Consider the following 17771-nt stretch of genomic DNA (forward strand, 5'->3'; position numbering starts at 1 on the left):
ACGATCGATTTGAGAACCAGACTGAGGATGCACCAATGAAGATTACCGGCGAATTGCTGATCGGCAACCAGACGCGCATGGGCGAAAACGGAACGCTGACGGCCGTGGAAGCGGCCACCGGAAAGGTTCTTGCCGGCGCGTTCGGCGGCGCAAGTGCTGCCGATCTCGATGAGGCGGCGCGGCTGGCCTGGCAGGCCTTCACCGTCTATCGCGAAACGGCGCTGGAAGACCGGGCGGCGTTTCTGGAAAAGGTGGCCGCAAATATCCTGGCCATCGGCGATGATCTCATCGAGCGCGCCATGGCCGAAAGCGGCCTGCCGCGCGGACGCCTTGAGGGCGAACGCATGCGCACCGTCAACCAGTTGCGTCTGTTCGCAGGCGTTGTGCGCGAGGGCGCATTTCAGGATCTGCGTTTCGATCCGGCCGATGCAGCGCGCACGCCGCCGAAACCCGATCTCAGGCTGCGCAAGATCGGCCTTGGCCCGGTTGCCGTCTTCGGGGCATCGAATTTCCCGCTGGCGTTTTCGGTGGCCGGCGGCGATACCGCCTCGGCGCTGGCCTCCGGTTGCCCGGTCGTGGTCAAGGCCCATCCGGCCCATCCCGGCACGTCGGAACTGGTCGCCCGCGCGGTGCGGCAGGCGGTGATCGACTGCGGCATGCCGGAAGGCACGTTCTCGATGCTGCATGATACCGGTTACGAGATCGGCAGCGCCCTCGTCGCCCATCCGCTGATCCGCGCCGTCGGCTTCACCGGCTCGCGCAGAGGCGGCCTCGCGCTGGTCGATATCGCCGCAAAGCGCGACGTGCCGATCCCGGTTTACGCCGAAATGAGCGCGATCAACCCCGTGCTGCTCTTCCCCGAAGCGCTGAAGGCGCGCGGCGGCGAGATCGGCGCGGGTTTTGCGGCATCGTTGACGCTCGGCGCCGGCCAGTTCTGCACCAATCCGGGGCTGATTGTCGCGGTCGAAGGCGAGGGGCTCGAAGACTTCAAGGCCAGCGCCGTCGAGGCGCTGAAAGCCGTGCCGGCCCAGACCATGCTGACCCCCGGCATCTGCAAGGCTTATCGCGACGGCGTGGCGAAGCTGATCGGCCACGGCGATGTGACGCAACTGGCGGAAGGGCAGGCGGGTGATGCCCATCACGGGCAGGCCGCTCTTTTTGAAACGGCGGCCGCGTCCTTCCTTGGCGACAGAAGCCTGCATGACGAAGTCTTCGGCGGCGCCGGTCTGATCGTCAAATGCGCGGACCTCGATGAAGTCGAAACCGTGATCGACGCTCTGGAAGGTCAGCTCACCTGCGCCCTGCACATTGGCGAAGGCGACCACAAGGCGGCGAAAAAGCTGATGCCGAAGCTGGAAATGCTGGCCGGCCGCCTGCTCGTCAACGGGTTTGGCACCGGCGTGGAGGTATCTCCGGCCATGGTTCATGGCGGGCCTTATCCGGCAACATCGGATGCGCGCTCGACCTCGGTCGGCACGATGGCCATCGACCGGTTCCTGCGCCCGGTCGCCTATCAGGACATGCCGGCGGACCTGCTTCCCGAGGCCTTGCGCAAGGGGAGCTGATCCGCTCTACCGCCGCCCGGAAATCGGACGTCCTGCCGTGATTGCGTCTGCGCCTCGCCCGGTGGGCATGATGCAGAAGCCGGCCCGAACAGATGATGTGAAAAGAGACTGCCCCTAACCTCGCGCAACGCTCACGCAAAGCTGGGCGGGGATGGTGAGGTGGCGGACGATGGCGGCGACGCGTTCCGGGGTATAATGATCGGTCTCGTGCAGCATGTTGACGGTCGCGGCCAGCTCGCCGCCGAGGATGACCGGAAGATTGACCACAGACTGGCAGCCGAGCGAATCGATCAGTTCGTAATCCGGAAATACTTTCGCGATGTCCTCGATCGTGTTGGCGACGAAGGGGCGGCGTTCGATATGGACGATGTCGAACCAGTCATTGCGCTGGATCGGCTTGGTGCCGGTTGCCGGATAGGATCTGGGATCGCTGGTATAGGCGCGCCGCGCCAGCCCCGCCGCCATGTCCACCGTCATCACCGTGAAGAGCTTCACGCCGACGACCGCCTCGGTCAGGGCCTGAAGCGCGCCATAGGCGGCATCGGCGTCCGTGGGTATGGCGATCTCTGTCGCAAACCGGGCAAGCGCCGTTTCGGAAGTATCCATGTCATTGTCCTTGGGAATGGCCGCCGCTCGCCGCATAGAGCTCGCGGGCGTAGGGATGTGTCAGGGTGCCGGTCTTGAGCCTGTCGACATCGGCAATCTCGACGATCCGGCCGCGCCGCATCACCGCCAGCCGGTCGCAAAGGAAAGAAACCACCGGCAGGTTGTGGGTCACCAGCAGGAAGGTGAGGTTCTGTTCGGCGCGCAGGCGCTTCAGGAGGTTCAGGATTTCCGCCTGCACCGAGACATCGAGCGCCGAGGTCGGCTCGTCCAGCAGCAGCACTTTCGGCTCCAGCATCAAGGCGCGAGCGATCGCCACCCGCTGGCGCTGGCCGCCGGAAAGCTGGTGCGGATAGCGAAACCGGAAACGCCGGTCGAGCCCGACGGCGGTAAGCATCGCTTCCACCCGCTCCGAACGGTTACCGATGCCGTGAACGGCGAGCGGCTCGGACAGCGTGGCGTCGATGGTCTTGCGCGGGTGCAGCGAGCCATACGGGTCCTGGAACACCATCTGGCAGATGCGGGCGAAATTCCGGTCGAGGTTCTTTCCACGCGCCTTGCCTAGTACGGAGATGTCGCCGCTCCAGTCCGGCGCGAGGCCGGCGATCGCGCGCAGAATGGTGGACTTGCCCGAGCCGCTCTCGCCGACAAGGGCGAAGCTCTCCCCCTCCGCCACGGTGAGCCCGGCGCCGAACACGACCTTGGTGTCGCCATAGGAAATGTCGACATTCTTGAGGGAAAGCGCGGTCATCACGTATCTCCCCGTTCCAGCACCGGCAGGAACTCCCGGTCCTCGTCCATGCGCGGCATCGCCGCCAGCAGTCCGCGCGTATAGGGATGGCGCGCCTTTGAAAGCTCGGACGCCACGCATTCCTCGACGATCTCGCCGGATCGCATCACCAGGATGCGGTCGCAGTAGCGCGAGACGAGATCGAGGTCGTGGCTGATGAAGATAAGCCCCATGCCCTTGTCGCGGACCAGCCGATCCATGATGTCGAGCACCTGACCCTGCACCGAAACGTCGAGCGCGGAGGTCGGCTCGTCGGCGATCAAGAGGTCCGGTTCGGGAATCAGCATCATCGCGATCATCACCCGCTGGCCCATGCCGCCGGAAATCTCGTGCGGATAGAGGCCCATTACCCGCTCGGGATCATCGATCCTGACCGATTCCAGCATGGCGATGCTGCGCGCCCGGATATCCCGCCGCGACAGCGAGAAATGGGCGGCGAGCGACTCGCCGATCTGGGCGCCGATTGTCAGCACCGGGTTGAGCGAGAATTTCGGGTCCTGCATCACCATAGAGATGCGCGCGCCGCGGATTTTCCGCATGTTCCGCTGCGATTGCGACAGGATGTCGATGCCGTCGAAATCGAGACGATCGGCGGTGACGTCGCCGGGTGGCGCGATCAGCTTGAGGATCGAACGGCCGGTCATCGATTTGCCGGAGCCGGATTCCCCGACAATGCCGAGCCGCTCCCGGCCAAGGGTGAAGGAAATGCCTTTCACCACCGCGACCCGGCCCGCGTGGGTCGGGAAGGAAACGCGGAGGTTTTCGATGTCGAGCAGCGCCGTCATCGTCCCGCCCCCTGTTTCGGGTCGAGCACGTCGCGCAGCCCGTCGCCGAGGAAGCAGAAACCGAGACTGACGATCAGGATCGCAAAGCCCGGCATGGTCGCCACCCACCACTGGTCGAGGATGAAGGCGCGGCCGCGCGAGATCATCGCGCCCCATTCCGGCAGCGGCGGCTGCGCGCCGAGGCCGATGAAGCCGAGGCCCGCCGCCGTCAGGATGATGCCGGCCATGTCGAGCGTGACGCGGATGATCATCGAGGAAGTGCAGAGCGGCAGGATGTGGCGGAAGATGATCCGCGCCGGCGACGCGCCCTGCATCCTCACCGCGTCGATGAATTCGGAGTTGCGGAAGGTCATCGTCTCGGCGCGGGCGATGCGGGCATAGGCCGGCCATGCGGTGATCGCGATCGCGATGATCGCGTTCTCGATGCCGGGGCCGAGGGCCGCGACGAAGGCGAGCGCGAGGATCAGCTTCGGCATCGACAGGAACACGTCGGTGATGCCCATCATGATCCGGTCGGTCCAGCCGCCGAAATAGGCCGAGACCGCGCCGGCAAGCAGGCCGATCGGCGCGGAGATGACGGCGACCAGAGCCACGATCATCAGCGTGATCCGCGCGCCGTAGATGACGCGGGAGAGAATGTCGCGGCCAAGCTCGTCCGTGCCCATCCAGTGTTCGAGGCTCGGCGGCTGCAGCCGTTCGCCGAGCGACTGGCCGAAAGGCGAATAGGGTGCGAGCCATGGCGCGAAGACCGCCATCACGATCAGCAGCAGCACGATCGCAAGACCGATCGCGGCAAGCGGATTGGCAAGCAGGGCGCTGCCGGCACGGTAGGATGCGCCAAGGCGCGCCTGCAGGAGCGAGGTCGGGGAATCGGCCAGAAGCCAGTTGCGTGTGATCATCGGCGCGCCCTCGGATCGATGACGCGGTAGAGCACGTCAGACAGTTTGTTGATCAGGATGAACACCGCGCCGACCACCAGCGTTGCGCCGAGCACGGCGTTCATGTCGGCATTCAGCAGTGCCGTCGTCAGGTAATTGCCGATTCCGGGCCAGGAAAACACCGTCTCGATCATCACCGAGCCTTCCAGCAGGCCGGCGAATGAGAGGCCGATCACGGTGATCAGCGGCACGAGAATGGGCCGGAAGGCGTGACGCCAGATCACCAGCCATTCGGCAACGCCCTTGACCCGCGCGGTGGTGACGAAATCCTGGCCGAGCTGGTCGAGCATGAAGGAGCGGGTCATGCGGGCGATATAGGCGAGGCTGAAAAAGCCCAGCACCGAGGCCGGCAGGATGATATGCGAAAGCGCGTTGAAGAAGATCGCGGTATCGCCGGCGATCAGGCTGTCGACGAGCAGCAGCCCGGTGACCGGCGGCACCAACCCGTCGTAAAAGATATCGATCCGCCCCGGTCCGCCGACAAGGCCGAAACGGGCGTAGAACAGCGCCAGCCCGACAAGGCCGAGCCAGAAGGCCGGGACCGAATAGCCGAGCATGCCGACGACGCGGATCGTCTGGTCGATCCAGCTTCCCCGGAAGCTTGCTGCATAGACGCCCATCGGTACGCCGAGCAGGACGCCGATGATGATGCCGAGCGTCGCCATTTCGAGCGTCGCCGGAAAGAACCGGGCGAGATCGTCGGAGACCAGCCTCCCGGTCGAGACCGAGCGGCCGAGATCGCCGGAAAGCACATTGACGACGTAATGAAAGAACTGCACCGGCAGCGGCTGGTCGAGCCCCATCTGCACCCGCGCGGCCTCATAGACCTCCGTCGTTGCCCGGTCGCCGACGACGGAGAGCACCGGATCGATCGGGATCACCCGGCCGATGAAGAAGGTGATCGCCAGAAGCCCCAGAAAGGTGAGCGCCATGGTGAAAATGACCGAGACGATGCCGCCAAGCATGCGCCCGCTTCGCCTCACGCGCGACGGGCCGGCCATCGTCTCGTCTGTCGGGCCGTCGGGCTCAAAACTCACGTCGGATATTTCCCTCGTCTTCTCGGGGGGGGCGAAGCGCCGTGGCGGGATATTTTCGCTTGGATAATACAATTATTTTTGCTTAGATCAAAAAAATTATGATGAGGTGGACCATGCGCGAGGCAATCGCCCCGGCGGGAGACGTATCGCAGCAGCCGCAGGTGGGGTCGATCATCCGCGCCCGCCGGCAGCAGAAGCAGATGACGCTGACGGCGCTCAGCCAGGCATCGGGCGTGTCCGTCGGCTATCTGAGCCAGGTCGAGCGCGACCATGCCGTGCCCTCGCTCGGCACGCTGGCGCAGATCGCCCGCGCGCTCGATGTCGGCATCGACTATTTCATCGCCACGCCGGCGCCGCGCGACGCGCTGACGCGCGAGGGCGAGCGCACCAAGTTTTCCGTCGACGGCTCCTCGGTGATCTATGAGCGCCTCGGCGCCGATTTTCCCGGCAACACGCTCTCATCCTTCCTGATGACCGTGCCGCCCGGCTACCGCTCCGAAGTGGTCAGCCATGAGGGCGAGGAGATCATCTATGTGCTGGAGGGCGAAATCTCCCAGCGCGTCGACAATGACGAAATGATCATGTCGGCGGGCGACAGCCTGCATTTCCGCGGCAGCCAGCCGCATGCATGGTCGAACCATACCGACAGGCCGGCGAAGCTTCTATGGGCGGGTACGCTGGCCCTGTTCCGCTCCAACGCCGCCCCAAAAACCGCCGCTCTCACGGCAAAACCGAACCAATCAGAGGAGAACTGAAGATGAGACTTTTCAGAACCGCATTGCTTGCGGCAACCCTCACCCTGCCCCTGGGCGCGGGTGCGGCGGTGGCCGAAACGCCCGCCAACATGCTGGTCGTGGCGCAGAACATCGACGACATCGTCGCCATCGATCCCGCGCAGGCCTATGAATTCACCTCCGGCGAACTCGTCACCAATACCTATGACCGACTGGTGCAGTATGATGCTGAGGACCCGACCGTGCTTTCGCCGGGGCTTGCGGCCGAATGGACGGCCGATGACGCCGCCAAGACCATCACCTTCACGCTGCGCGACGGCGCCGTCTTCACCTCCGGCAATCCGGTGCGCGCGGAAGATGTCGTGTTCTCGCTCGCCCGCGTGATCAAGCTGAACCTGACGCCCGCCTTCATTCTCACCCAGCTCGGCTGGACGCCTGACAATGTCGGCGAGATGGTGACCGCCGACGGCAACACTGTCACGATCAAATACACCGGCGATTTCTCCTCCGCCTTCGCCCTCAACGTGCTCGCTGCCCGTCCGGCCTCGATCGTCGACGAGGTCGAAGTGATGGCGCACGAGACCGATGGCGACATGGGCAATGCCTGGCTGAACGCGAATTCCGCCGGCTCCGGCCCCTTCAGCCTCGCCGACTATCGCCCGGCCGAACTGATCCGCCTCAACGCCAATCCCGATTACTTCAAGGGCGCGCCGGCGATGACATCGGTGATCATTCGCCACGTGGCGGAATCGGCAACGCAGCAATTGCTGCTCACTTCCGGCGATGTCGACATCGCCCGCAACCTGACGCCGGACCAGATCGCGTCCATAGAGGGCGACGGCATCAAGGTCGAGACCTTCCCGCAGGCCGCCGTCCACTTCCTGTCCTTCAACCAGAAGACCGAGGCGTTGCAGCCGGAGGCCGTGTGGGAAGCCGCGCGCTATCTGGTCAACTACGAAGGCATGGCCGACAGCTTCCTGAAGGGCCAGATGGAAATCCACCAGGCTTTCTGGCCGAAGGGTTTTCCCGGCTCCTATGACGAAACGCCTTTCACCTACGACCCTGAAAAGGCCAAGCAGATCCTGGCGGATGCCGGCGTCGAGACGCCGATCGACGTGACGCTCGACGTCATCAATGCGGCGCCGTTCACCGACATGGCGCAGTCGCTGCAGGCAAGCTTCGCCGAGGCCGGCATCAATTTCGACATCATCCCCGGGACCGGCGCGCAGGTCATCACCAAATACCGCGACCGCACCCATGAGGCGATGCTGCTCTACTGGGGTCCGGACTTCATGGACCCGCATTCGAACGCCAAGGCCTTCGCCTATAACGCCGATAATTCCGACGGCAACTACCAGGCAACCACGACATGGCGGAACGCCTGGGCCGTGCCGGACGACATCAACACCGAAACCATGGCGGCCCTCTCGGAAGCCGATCCGGACAAGCGCCTCGACATCTATGTCGACCTGCAGAAGAAGGTGCAGGAAACCTCGCCGATCGTGATCATGTTCCAGGCCGCCTACGAAGTCGCGATGCAGGACGACGTCGACGGCTATGTCAACGGCGCGACGTCGGACTTCGTCTATTACCGGCTGGTGACGAAATAGGTTTTTGGTCCGAGACCACAGCACAACACAGAAGGCCGCTTCCGAGAACGGGGCGGCCTTCAACCTGCCGACAAACCCCGTAAGTGAGTACGGAGTCGCCTCCCTCTCCGCCGTCATCCCGGACTTGATCCGGGATCCAGCAAGCGCAAGTCCTTGCGCGCAAAGACTCTTTCTTGAAATCCACCACAAGCGGCCCTGGATGCCGGGTCGAGCCCGGCATGACGGAGGAGCTTGAAAAGGACTTTGTCAGCAGTCTGAAGGCCGCTTCCGAGAACGGGGCGGCCTTCGTTCCGTCTCGATGCCGCGACAGCGTTGCGCGGCGTGGATCAGATGACGATGCCGTTGCGGAAGGGGTCGTCGGGGTGAAAGAGCAGTTCGGCCACCGACATGACATAGGCCTGACCGGTGATCGACGGGATCACGCCGCCCTTTTGCCCGGCCTTGTAGGACAGCGTGTAGGTGGAGCCGATGATGCTCTCTTGCACGATCTCCCGGCCTTCGGCCAGTTGGCCCGCAGCGGCAAGGCAGGCAAGGCGCGCCGAACAGCCGGTCCCGCAGGGGGAGCGGTCATAGGCATCGTCGGGGCAAAGCACGAAATTGCGGCTGTGCGCCGCATCGTTGCCGGAAGGTCCGTAGAAGATGACATGGTCGACCGGTTCGCCGTTCTCGCCGCCGATTTTCTGGTTGTTGAGTGCGGTGCGGGTGGCGATGGCGAGATCGGTCAGCTGGCGGATATTGTCCGGCGAGACCCGCACGGGGCTCGGGTCGACCAGAAAAAACCAGTTGCCGCCATAGGCGACGTCGCCGGCAATAGTGCCGAAATCCGGCACATCGACCGTGATCCCCGCCGAAACCCGGCGGCTTTCGATATTGGTGACCGTGACCGTGCTTTCATCCTGCACATCGACGGTGACGATGCCCGCCGGCGTTTCGATCCGGTGAAGCCCCGTGCCGATCCGGCCCATGTGATAAAGCGTGACGGCAAGGCCGATCGTGCCGTGGCCGCACATGCCCAGAACGGCCCCGACATCGAAATAGATGACGCCGGTGACGCAGGACGGGTCCACCGGCGGCACCAGCAGCGCCCCGACCATGGCGACCTGGCCGCGCGGCTCCAGCACCACGGCGCGGTAGTTGTCGTAAAAGCGGGTCGCAAGACGCGCCGCGCGCTCGGAAAGCGGGCCTGAGCCGAGATCGGGAAAGCCGTCGAGGATGACCCGCGTCGGCTCGCCTGCGGTGTGGCTGTCAATCACATGCATACGATGCTCCCTCGCACGGCCCGGATATGATCAGGCGGCCCAGTTGGCGTACCAGGTCTTGAACTGTTTGTACTGCACTTCGACGAAAGCCTTCTGCGGCGGCGTCAGGGCGTCGGTTTCGTTGAAATGCAGGCTATATTCCGCGTCGCCGTTCAGCACCATCAGATATTTGTAGAACAGCACGAGATCGACGCCCTCGTCGAATTTCGACAGCACCATCAGCGCTTCCTCAAGCTCGCGCGCCTTGAGGCGGGCTTCGCTGTCGCCCGCAGCGGCGGCCTTGCAAAGCGAAACGAGGTGCAGAACCTCTGCGGGAAGCGCGTTGCCGATGCCGGTGATCGCGCCGGTGGCGCCGCATTTCACGAAACCATGAAACACCTGGGTATCGACGCCGACCATCAAGGTCAGGTCGTCGTCGCCGGAGGTGATGTGTTCGGCGGCATAGGAGAGAGAGGCCGCGCCGCCGAATTCCTTGAAGCCGATCAGGTTGGGATGCTCGGCGCGCAGGGCGAAAAACAGGTCGGCGCGGGTTTCAAAGCCGTAATGGGGGCTGTTGTAGATCACGGCGGGCAGGCCGTCGGCCGCCGCGAGAATGGCCGAGAAATGTGCCTTCTGCGCCGAGACCGATGTGCCGCGCGAGAGCACGCGCGGGATGACCATCAGACCCGCAGCGCCGACACGGGCGGCGTGCGCGGTGATCGCCACCGCCGATTTGGTGTTGATCGCGCCGGTCCCCACGATCACCGGAACGCCCACTTCGACCAGCGCCTCGACGCCCTTCATCCGCGCCTCATCTGTCAGAAGCGGCCAGTCGCCCATCGATCCGCAATAAACGACGGCCGACATGCCCGCCTCGACAAGCTCCCGGCCCTTGCGCGCGAGTGCTGCAAAATCCGGCGTGCGGTCAGCGTTGCAGGGGGTCATCAGGGCCGGAATACAGCCGGTGAAGATCGTGTCGTTCATCTGGGGTCCTTTCGCATTCACAAGGAATTGAGGTCGGCGGGGCGGTTTGCGGGCAAGCGTTTGCGGCGCGGCCCGGGGCCGGTCAGTTGCAAATTCCCTAGCACCGATGATTCAATTTGTCGACAAATAAAATACTAACTGGTCGGCGCGGCCGGCCGGCGCGCCTGCGGCAAGGGTCCGCTCAGAGCGAAATCGAGGAAACGCTGCGCGAATCCGCCGAGATATAGGCCCGGATCTGGCGCACGATCTGGTCGGCATGCGCCATCGCGAGCCGGTCGGATTCCTCTTCGTCCCGCGCGATCATCGCGCTGACGATGTGTTCGTGCTCGGCCACATATTGGCGCGGCAGATCGTCGTCATAGGAACGGTAATAGAGGCGCAGGATGCGACGCCCGTCATCCAGCAGGCGCCGGAACAGGTCGGTATAGTATTTGTTGCGGCCGGCCTCGGCGATGGCGATATGAAAATCGCGGTTGGCCGAGATCATGCCCAGCACGTCCCGGGCCTCGACCGCCTCGGCGAAACGGCCCTGGTGGGCGCGAATCCCGGCGAGATCGGCCTCGCTGTAATGGATCGCCGCAAGCCGCGCCGTCACGCGGTACATCAGCGTCAGGGCATCGAAGAACGCGCCAAGCTGCACGAAGTCGATGTTGGACACGATCGTGGTGCGGTTGGTCAGCGCGGTGATCAGGCCTTCGGCGGCGAGCCGCACAAGGGCCTCCCGGATCGGCGTGCGCGACATCGAAAACCGCTCCGACAGCTCCGTCTCGTCGATCGGGCAGCCCGGAGCGAGCTTGAGCTCGATGATTTCGTTGCGCAGGGTTTCATAGACGTGCGCGACGCCGCCACCGCGCCTGACCTGCTGGCTCTGGGGCGCGTGTTTTTCCGACGTTGTCTTGACCATGATGTCCGGTTCTCCTGAACTTTCTGGCAATATGCTACACTCTGTGCACACAATCCATGACGCTTTTTAAATTTTTTCTGTCGACAGAATGAATTTTGAGGGCTAGTGTGCCGATCTGATCAGCAACGACCGCAATCTGGACCGGACGCAGCGCCATCATGAAACCCGCCAGCACGAACGCCCCTCTGTCAGCTTTTGAAGCGATAACGCCTTCGGGCCAGGGAAGCGTTGCGGCGCGCGGCGCGCGCAACCACAAGGGGAACGGCTGATGCCCTGCGACACGGCAGAAATCTTTCGCCTTGCGGCAGAGCCGGACGCGCCGCGGCGGGTGTTCGCCTATCTGCTTGACGGGCTGAACGCGGATGTAGGCAAGGGCCTGACCACCGCCTCGGTTTACGACCTGCCGCGCATGCGCTCGCGCCGGGTGTTTTCGGAAAATGTCGAAGCCTATGAACCGGGCGGCTTCAAGCCGCTTGAGAAAAACCGCTATTTCGAAACGGTCATTGCCGGCAACCGCCATTTCAGCACAACCGGCATCGAGCAGATCGCCGAGGTCTTCTTCGACTGGCAGAAGATCCGCGATCTCGGCTTTGAATCCAACATGAACCTTCCGGCGATCGCCAACGGACGCGTGATCGGAACGGTCAACATGCTGGGCCCGCGGGGGCATTTCACGTCCGCAACCGTCGCCCGGGCCCTCGCCTGGCAGCCGGCGGTCACCGCCGCCTTCCTTCTCCTGCACCTCGAAGATGCCGAAACGGCAACATTCCACCCGACATGACGAGAACCGCACGATCAGGCGGACTGATCCAAGGGGCCGGAGAGCCCTGCGCAATGGCCGTCCAATGGTCGCATAAACCAGATGAAGACATCTCAAACGGAGAAACCGATCCATGAAAACAGCACTCAAAGCAGTGATCCTGTCCTCTGCGCTGGCCGCGCCGCTGGCCGCAGAGGCCGAGGATTTCAACATCGCCTTCCTCGCCGCCTCGTCGCAAAACGGCTTCAACCAGGCGATCTATGACGGCATCGAGGAAGCGGCCGCCAGATACGACAACGTCAAGACCCAGATCTTCGACGGCGAGTTCTCGGCCACCGCGCAGTTCTCCCAGGTCGAGGATATCGCAGCCGGCGGCAAGTTCGACGCGATCATCATAACGCCGAACGACACGGTGGGCATCGCGACCGCGCTCGAAGAGGCCATAAAGGCCGGCGTCAAGGTCGGCACCACGCTGTTCCCGGTCGGCCCCGAGCTTTCGAAGATGGAGCCGCAGGTGCCCGGCCTCACCGTCACCGTCGCCTCCGACCCGGTGGTGGGCGCGACCGCGCAGGCCGATGCGGTGGTCGACTATTGCGCCGACAAGGACCCCTGCAAGGTCGTGGTGCTGATCGGCCAGCTGATCTATCCCTTCGACAATTTGCGCAACGACACCTACAAGAACATCCTCGGCGCGCACGACAATATCGAGATCGTCGCCACCGGCGAGGGCAATTACTCGCCCCAGACCTCGATGGTCGCGATGCAGGACATTCTGCAGGCCCATCCGGACATCGATGTCGTGCTCTCCAACGCCGACCAGCACCTGATGGGCGCCGAGATCGCGATCGCGGATGCGGGCTTGGACATGTCCGAGCTGTTCACCATTGGCGGCGGCCTGAACCAGATCGCGGTGGACGCGATCAAGGCCGGCAGCTGGAGCGGCACGCTGGCGCAGTTCCCGAAATCGGAGGGAGAAGCCGCGCTCGACGCCATGGTCAAGGCGCTGAACGGCGAGACGGTTCCGACCTGGATCGACGAATATTCGCTGCGCGAAACGCCGAAGATCATTAACAGGGAATGGCTCGAGGCCAATCCCGATTTCGAGCCGGAATGGCAGGGCTGACCTCGACACTTCCGGTGCGCGTCCGACGCGCGCCGGAACCCCGTCCTGCTCAGTGCGTCCTGCCGGCGTTTCCGCCCGGCGCGCCGAAGATGGAAAGGAAAGCCATGACCGATACCGCCATCCGGCTTCGGGGCGTCGCCAAGAGCTTTGGCGGCATGCGCATCCTGAATGACATCAATATCGACATTGCAAAAGGCTCGGTTCACGCGCTCGTCGGCGAAAACGGCGCGGGCAAGTCGTCGGTCGGCAAGATCGTCGGCGGCTATTATTCTGCGGATGAGGGCGTAGTCGAGGTGTTCGGCGAGGCCGTCACACGGTTTTCGCCCCGCGACGCGCTTGGTCGCGGCATTGCCATGATCCATCAGGAACTTCAGCTCGTCCCCGAACTGACCGTTCTCGAAAACGTGTTCCTGGGGCTTGAAAGCAATACCGCCGGTTTTCTGCGCAAGGGCGATCTCGCCCGTTTTCACACGCTGGAGGAGACCTGCGATTTCGGCCTCGATCCGCATACAAGGATCGCCGACATGCGGATCGCCGAGCGCCAGAAGGTCGAGATCATGCGCGCGATCGCCCGCGAGGCGCGGGTGATCATCATGGACGAGCCGACCTCGTCGCTCACCGAGGACGAGGCAGAACGCCTGCATCAGCTGATCGCGCGGCTGAAGGCGCGCGGCGTCACCGTGATCTATGTCAGCCATTTTCTCGACCATATCCTGGCCAATTGCGACCAGGTCACGATCATGCGCGACGGCAAGGTCATCCGCACCGATGCAATCGCCGGCGAGACCAGGAACAGCCTGATCGATTCCATGCTGGGCGAGGCCTCGGAAATCATCTGGCCCACCCTGCCGCCGCGCCCGGCCGATGAGAAGACCCCGGTCGTCGAGATGCAGGATGTCGCCACGGACACCGGGCTTTCCGACATATCGCTGAAGATTTTCCCCGGCGAGATCGTCGGTCTGATCGGCCTCGTCGGCTCCGGCCGCTCGGAGGTTGCGCGCGCCCTGTTCGGCGCCGATCCGATCGTTTCCGGCCGCTATGCCATTCACGGCGTCCTGCAGAGCCGCCGCCTCGGCATTCCGCGCGCGATCGCGCAAGGGCTGGCCTTCGTGCCCGAGGACCGGCGCAAGCAGGGGCTGGTGCTGACCCAGACCACCCGTCCCAACATTTCGCTTGCCTCGCTCGGCCGCATTTCCCGCCACGGCTGGATCAACCGCGGGCTGGAGCGGACGCGGGCGCGCAGGATGATCGAGCATTTCGCGATCACGCCCTCGGCCCTCGACGGCGCGGTGGCGTTCTATTCCGGCGGCAACCAGCAAAAGGTGCTGCTGTCGAAATGGGCGGTGGAAAAGCCGCGCCTGCTGATCCTCGACGAACCGAGCCGCGGGGTCGATATCGGCGCCCGGCAGAGCATCCACGAATTCATCATCGAAATGGCCGAAAGCGGCGTGGCCGTGCTGCTGATCTCCTCTGAACTCGAGGAGGTCATCAACCTGTCCCATCGCGGCTATCTGATGAGCGACGGCCGCATCTTCGCGGAGACCGACTGCCGGAACACCACGGTCGACGCGGCATTGCACCGCATCTTTCAGGAACAAGGCGCCGTCTCCCGCGGCAAGGAGGTCACCCGACAATGAGCGACATTCAGACACCTGCCCGCCGTTTTACCATCACGCCCGGCGACTTCGCCCGCGAATACGGCGTTCTCACCATCATCGTCATCCTGATGATCGGGCTCAGCCTGATTTCCGACAGTTTCCTGACGGCGCGGAACCTGCTCAACATTCTCAACCAGTCGGCCCCGCTCGCCATCATCGCCTGCGCGCTCACCCTGGTCATCATCGGCGGCGGGTTCGACCTGTCGACGGGCGCGATTTTCGGCGTGGCCTCGGTGTCGGCCGGCTGGATCGCCGTCCATGTCGATCCCTATACCGCGATTGTCGCCGGTCCGCTGATCGGGCTTGCGCTCGGCACGGTCAACGGCGCGATCATCACCGGCTTCGGCGTCCACTCCTTCCTCGTCACGCTCGCCACCAGCCTCGTCTATCGCGGCATCGCCATCCTGATCACCGGCGGCGCGCTGATCCCGGTCCGGATCGCGGAGTTTTCCTGGATCGGCCGTGGCCGGATCGGAATGGTCAATATCGCCGTGATCGTGCTGATCGTGTTCATGGTGATCTTCATGGTGCTGTTGAACCGCACCACCTTCGGCCGGCGCGTCTTTGCCGTCGGCGGCAATGAGGAGGCCGCGATCCTGTCGGGCATCCGCACCAATCTGATCAAGATCGTGACTTTCTCGCTGTCGGGCATGGCCGCCGGTGTTGCCGGGGTGATCGCGGTATCGCGCATCTCCATGGCGTCCCCGCAGGCAGGCATCGGCATGGAGTTCGAGGCGATCGCGGCGGTGATTCTCGGCGGAACCTCGATCATGGGCGGTTCGGGCGCGATCTGGCGCTCGGTCGCGGGCGTGCTGCTGATGGCGCTGATCGGCAACGGCTTCAACATCCTCAATGTGAACCCCTTCTACAAGGACCTCACCACCGGCGTGATCATCGTGGCCGCGGTCTCGCTTGCCGCATCCGGCAGGCGCAGCCGCTGACGGCCCTCGCTCCAGGAACAGAGAATTGCAATGACTGACAAAATCACGCGCGTTTCGACCGATGTCGGCGGCACGTTCACCGATCTCGTCTATTTCGAGACCGACACCAAAACCGGCGTCCAGACCGTGCGCACGGAAAAATCCGACACCACGCCGCCGGACTTCGAAAAGGGCGTGCTCAACGTTCTGGAAAAGGCGAAGGTCGATGTCGGTTCGGTCGATTTCTTCGCCCACGGCACCACCGTGGTCATCAACGCGCTGACCGAACGCAAGGGCGCGAAGGTCGGACTGATCACCACCAAGGGCTTTCGCGATGCGATCGAGATCGGCCGCGGCAACCGGCCGGACTTCTTCAATCTCAGATACAACAAGCCTGCCCCCTTCGTTGAGCGTTACCTGCGCCGCGAGATCACCGGGCGCATGGATTATCACGGCAACGAGGTCACGCCGCTGGACCTTTCCTCGCTCGACGAGACGCTCACCCTGTTCCGCGCCGAGGGTATCGAAGCGATCGCCATCAGCCTGCTGCACGCCTATGCCAACCCGGCGCATGAGGCCCGCCTGAAGGCCGAGGTCGAGGCGCGCTGGCCCGAGGTGACGGTCGTCGCCTCCCACCAGATCACCCGCGAATGGCGCGAATACGAGCGCACCAACACCGCCATCCTGTCGGCCTATGTCCAGCCCAAGGCCGAGCGCTATCTGGAGAAACTGGAGGCGGGCCTCGCCGGCAGGGGCTATGCCGGGCAGCTCTTCATCATGCAGTCGAATTGCGGCGTGGATTCGGTGGATGCGGTCAAGGCCGTGCCGATCACCATGGTCGAAAGCGGCCCGGCCTCCGGCTTCTGGGGGGCTGCCGAACTCGGCCGGATCATCGGCGAGCCCAATATTCTGGCGCTCGACATCGGCGGCACCACCGCCAAATGCTCGCTGATCGAAAACAACCAGGTCACGATCAAGACCGATTACTGGATCGAGCGCGACGGAAAGTCCGCAGGCTACCCGATCATGGTGCCGGTGGTGGATCTGGTAGAGATCGGCAATGGCGGCGGATCGATCGCCTGGGTCGATGATTTCGAAAAGCTGCATGTCGGTCCGCATTCGGCAGGCTCCACGCCTGGCCCGGCCTCCTATGGACGCGGCGGCGAGGATGCGACCACGACCGACGCCAACCTCGCTCTCGGCCGGATCAACAAGGACTATTTCTGCGGCGGTTCGGTTGAAGCCGACATGCCGGCGCTCGAAAGCGCGCTGGAGCGGCTTGCCGGGCGCATGGGCAACACCCCGGAAGAGGTTGCGCGCGGTATCATCCGGATCGCCAACTCCAACATGGTCAACGCGCTGAAACTGGTCTCGGTCAATCGCGGCTACGATCCGCGCGATTTCACGCTGGTGGTGTTCGGCGGCGGCGGGCCGATGCATGGCGTGGCGCTTGGCCAGGAACTGGGCGTCAAGAAGGTGGTCGTGCCGCGCGGCGCGCCGGTGTTCTCCGCCTGGGGCATGCTGATGTCGGATCTGCGCCGCGACTATTTCGTCACCCGCCTGATGGACAGCGCGGACCGCGAAGGCCTCGATGCCCTTTTGATGCACACCATGGAACGCGCGCGCGCCGAATATGCCCGCGAAGGCTTCGGCGCCGACAAGGTCACACTGAAGCCGATGGTGCGCTGCCGCTATCAGAACCAGGAATTCGCGGTCGAGGTGCCGGTGCCCGCCGGTCGCGTGACCGAGGATGTTCTGGCGAAGATGGTGTCGGAGTTCCACGAGATCTACGAGCGCGAATATACCTATCGTCTTGCCGCAGGCGTCGAGATCATCGGCCTCCATCTGGTCGCCTCAGCCGCGGTCGGCAAGCTCGAACTGGTGGCGCTGCCGAAAACCGGCGCGCGACTGGAAGACGCGGTGAAGGGCAGGCGCATGGTCGATTACGCCACCGAAGGCCGGCACGAAGCCACCATCTACGACAGCACGAAATTCGAGCCGGGCATGGAATTTTCCGGGCCTGCCGTGATCGAGGATCCGGGCACGACCATCGTCGTCCATCCCGGCAACCGCGTCTTCATCGACGATTTCGGCAACACCCATATCGAGACGAGGGGCTGAA

General features: G+C 63.9%; 16 protein-coding genes. 8 read left to right on the forward strand and 8 right to left on the reverse strand.

What is annotated here, in order from left to right; all coding sequences use genetic code 11:
* Positions 1–35 precede the first annotated feature (35 nt).
* Positions 36–1565, forward strand: a complete 1530-nt coding sequence (locus tag HQ843_RS08300; RefSeq protein ID WP_180898973.1) for an aldehyde dehydrogenase (NADP(+)) — start codon at positions 36–38, stop codon at positions 1563–1565.
* 114 nt (positions 1566–1679) lie between these two features.
* On the opposite strand, the gene HQ843_RS08305 is transcribed toward HQ843_RS08300, so the two are convergent.
* From HQ843_RS08305 to HQ843_RS08325, 5 genes are read right to left on the reverse strand one after another with little or no spacing between them, the layout of a single operon-like run.
* The gene (locus HQ843_RS08305) at positions 1680–2171 is read right to left on the reverse strand and encodes a GAF domain-containing protein (protein WP_180898972.1); all 492 of its coding nucleotides are present in this window, start codon (positions 2169–2171) and stop codon (positions 1680–1682) included.
* A gap of 1 nt (position 2172) precedes the next feature.
* Positions 2173–2919, reverse strand: a complete 747-nt coding sequence (locus HQ843_RS08310) for an ABC transporter ATP-binding protein (RefSeq protein ID WP_180898971.1) — start codon at positions 2917–2919, stop codon at positions 2173–2175.
* Complete coding sequence (locus tag HQ843_RS08315; protein ID WP_180898970.1) at positions 2919–3743, reverse strand: ABC transporter ATP-binding protein; 825 nt, start codon at positions 3741–3743, stop codon at positions 2919–2921. Before HQ843_RS08315 ends, HQ843_RS08310 begins: the two co-directional genes overlap by 1 nt.
* A complete protein-coding gene (locus HQ843_RS08320) occupies positions 3740–4642 on the reverse strand; it encodes an ABC transporter permease (RefSeq protein WP_180898969.1) in 903 nt (300 codons plus the stop codon). The genes HQ843_RS08315 and HQ843_RS08320 overlap by 4 nt, the downstream gene beginning before the upstream one ends.
* Positions 4639–5718: an ABC transporter permease gene (locus HQ843_RS08325; RefSeq protein ID WP_180898968.1), complete on the reverse strand. Its 1080-nt coding sequence runs from the start codon at positions 5716–5718 to the stop codon at positions 4639–4641. Before HQ843_RS08325 ends, HQ843_RS08320 begins: the two co-directional genes overlap by 4 nt.
* Positions 5719–5831: 113 nt before the next feature.
* Here HQ843_RS08325 and HQ843_RS08330 point away from each other — a divergent pair, with 113 nt between their 5' ends.
* Positions 5832–6473 (forward strand): helix-turn-helix domain-containing protein, encoded by a 642-nt coding sequence (locus HQ843_RS08330; RefSeq protein ID WP_180898967.1) that lies wholly within the window; start codon positions 5832–5834, stop codon positions 6471–6473.
* 2 nt (positions 6474–6475) lie between these two features.
* A complete protein-coding gene (locus HQ843_RS08335) occupies positions 6476–8062 on the forward strand; it encodes an ABC transporter substrate-binding protein (protein WP_180898966.1) in 1587 nt (528 codons plus the stop codon).
* A gap of 326 nt (positions 8063–8388) precedes the next feature.
* Here the strand turns inward: HQ843_RS08335 and HQ843_RS08340 are convergent, their stop codons facing one another.
* The 3 genes from HQ843_RS08340 to HQ843_RS08350 all read right to left on the reverse strand — a co-directional run bounded on the left by HQ843_RS08340 (position 8389) and on the right by HQ843_RS08350 (position 11188).
* The gene (locus tag HQ843_RS08340; RefSeq protein WP_180898965.1) at positions 8389–9321 is read right to left on the reverse strand and encodes a 4-hydroxyproline epimerase; all 933 of its coding nucleotides are present in this window, start codon (positions 9319–9321) and stop codon (positions 8389–8391) included.
* Between the two features lie 30 nt (positions 9322–9351).
* The gene (locus HQ843_RS08345) at positions 9352–10284 is read right to left on the reverse strand and encodes a dihydrodipicolinate synthase family protein (protein ID WP_180898964.1); all 933 of its coding nucleotides are present in this window, start codon (positions 10282–10284) and stop codon (positions 9352–9354) included.
* A gap of 181 nt (positions 10285–10465) precedes the next feature.
* Entirely contained in the window at positions 10466–11188 is a 723-nt protein-coding gene (locus tag HQ843_RS08350; protein ID WP_180898963.1) for a GntR family transcriptional regulator, read from the reverse strand.
* 268 nt (positions 11189–11456) lie between these two features.
* Between HQ843_RS08350 and HQ843_RS08355 the strand changes: the two genes are divergently transcribed.
* The 5 genes from HQ843_RS08355 to HQ843_RS08375 all read left to right on the forward strand — a co-directional run bounded on the left by HQ843_RS08355 (position 11457) and on the right by HQ843_RS08375 (position 17770).
* The gene (locus HQ843_RS08355; RefSeq protein ID WP_180898962.1) at positions 11457–11969 is read left to right on the forward strand and encodes a hypothetical protein; all 513 of its coding nucleotides are present in this window, start codon (positions 11457–11459) and stop codon (positions 11967–11969) included.
* Positions 11970–12081: 112 nt separating this feature from the next.
* Complete coding sequence (locus HQ843_RS08360; RefSeq protein ID WP_180898961.1) at positions 12082–13071, forward strand: sugar ABC transporter substrate-binding protein; 990 nt, start codon at positions 12082–12084, stop codon at positions 13069–13071.
* Positions 13072–13175: 104 nt separating this feature from the next.
* Complete coding sequence (locus HQ843_RS08365; protein ID WP_180898960.1) at positions 13176–14708, forward strand: sugar ABC transporter ATP-binding protein; 1533 nt, start codon at positions 13176–13178, stop codon at positions 14706–14708.
* On the forward strand, positions 14705–15670 hold the full coding sequence (locus HQ843_RS08370) for an ABC transporter permease (RefSeq protein ID WP_180898959.1): 966 nt from the start codon (positions 14705–14707) through the stop codon (positions 15668–15670). The genes HQ843_RS08365 and HQ843_RS08370 overlap by 4 nt, the downstream gene beginning before the upstream one ends.
* Positions 15671–15700: 30 nt before the next feature.
* The gene (locus HQ843_RS08375) at positions 15701–17770 is read left to right on the forward strand and encodes a hydantoinase/oxoprolinase family protein (RefSeq protein ID WP_180898958.1); all 2070 of its coding nucleotides are present in this window, start codon (positions 15701–15703) and stop codon (positions 17768–17770) included.
* Position 17771: the final 1 nt, after the last annotated feature.

Origin of the sequence: Martelella sp. NC20 (assembly GCF_013459645.1) — a bacterium.
Lineage (GTDB): Bacteria > Pseudomonadota > Alphaproteobacteria > Rhizobiales > Rhizobiaceae > Martelella.

Bases quoted from the DNA above. Each gene is read 5' to 3' on its own strand.
- HQ843_RS08315 (WP_180898970.1), bottom strand. From the start codon at position 3,743: ATGACGGCGCTGCTCGACATCGAAAACCTCCGCGTTTCCTTCCCGACC.
- HQ843_RS08355 (WP_180898962.1), top strand. From the start codon at position 11,457: ATGCCCTGCGACACGGCAGAAATCTTTCGCCTTGCGGCAGAGCCGGAC.
- HQ843_RS08340 (WP_180898965.1), bottom strand. From the start codon at position 9,321: ATGCATGTGATTGACAGCCACACCGCAGGCGAGCCGACGCGGGTCATC.
- HQ843_RS08360 (WP_180898961.1), top strand. From the start codon at position 12,082: ATGAAAACAGCACTCAAAGCAGTGATCCTGTCCTCTGCGCTGGCCGCG.
- HQ843_RS08320 (WP_180898969.1), bottom strand. From the start codon at position 4,642: ATGATCACACGCAACTGGCTTCTGGCCGATTCCCCGACCTCGCTCCTG.
- HQ843_RS08310 (WP_180898971.1), bottom strand. From the start codon at position 2,919: ATGACCGCGCTTTCCCTCAAGAATGTCGACATTTCCTATGGCGACACC.
- HQ843_RS08350 (WP_180898963.1), bottom strand. From the start codon at position 11,188: ATGGTCAAGACAACGTCGGAAAAACACGCGCCCCAGAGCCAGCAGGTC.
- HQ843_RS08330 (WP_180898967.1), top strand. From the start codon at position 5,832: ATGCGCGAGGCAATCGCCCCGGCGGGAGACGTATCGCAGCAGCCGCAG.
- HQ843_RS08375 (WP_180898958.1), top strand. From the start codon at position 15,701: ATGACTGACAAAATCACGCGCGTTTCGACCGATGTCGGCGGCACGTTC.
- HQ843_RS08345 (WP_180898964.1), bottom strand. From the start codon at position 10,284: ATGAACGACACGATCTTCACCGGCTGTATTCCGGCCCTGATGACCCCC.
- HQ843_RS08370 (WP_180898959.1), top strand. From the start codon at position 14,705: ATGAGCGACATTCAGACACCTGCCCGCCGTTTTACCATCACGCCCGGC.
- HQ843_RS08335 (WP_180898966.1), top strand. From the start codon at position 6,476: ATGAGACTTTTCAGAACCGCATTGCTTGCGGCAACCCTCACCCTGCCC.
- HQ843_RS08305 (WP_180898972.1), bottom strand. From the start codon at position 2,171: ATGGATACTTCCGAAACGGCGCTTGCCCGGTTTGCGACAGAGATCGCC.
- HQ843_RS08365 (WP_180898960.1), top strand. From the start codon at position 13,176: ATGACCGATACCGCCATCCGGCTTCGGGGCGTCGCCAAGAGCTTTGGC.
- HQ843_RS08300 (WP_180898973.1), top strand. From the start codon at position 36: ATGAAGATTACCGGCGAATTGCTGATCGGCAACCAGACGCGCATGGGC.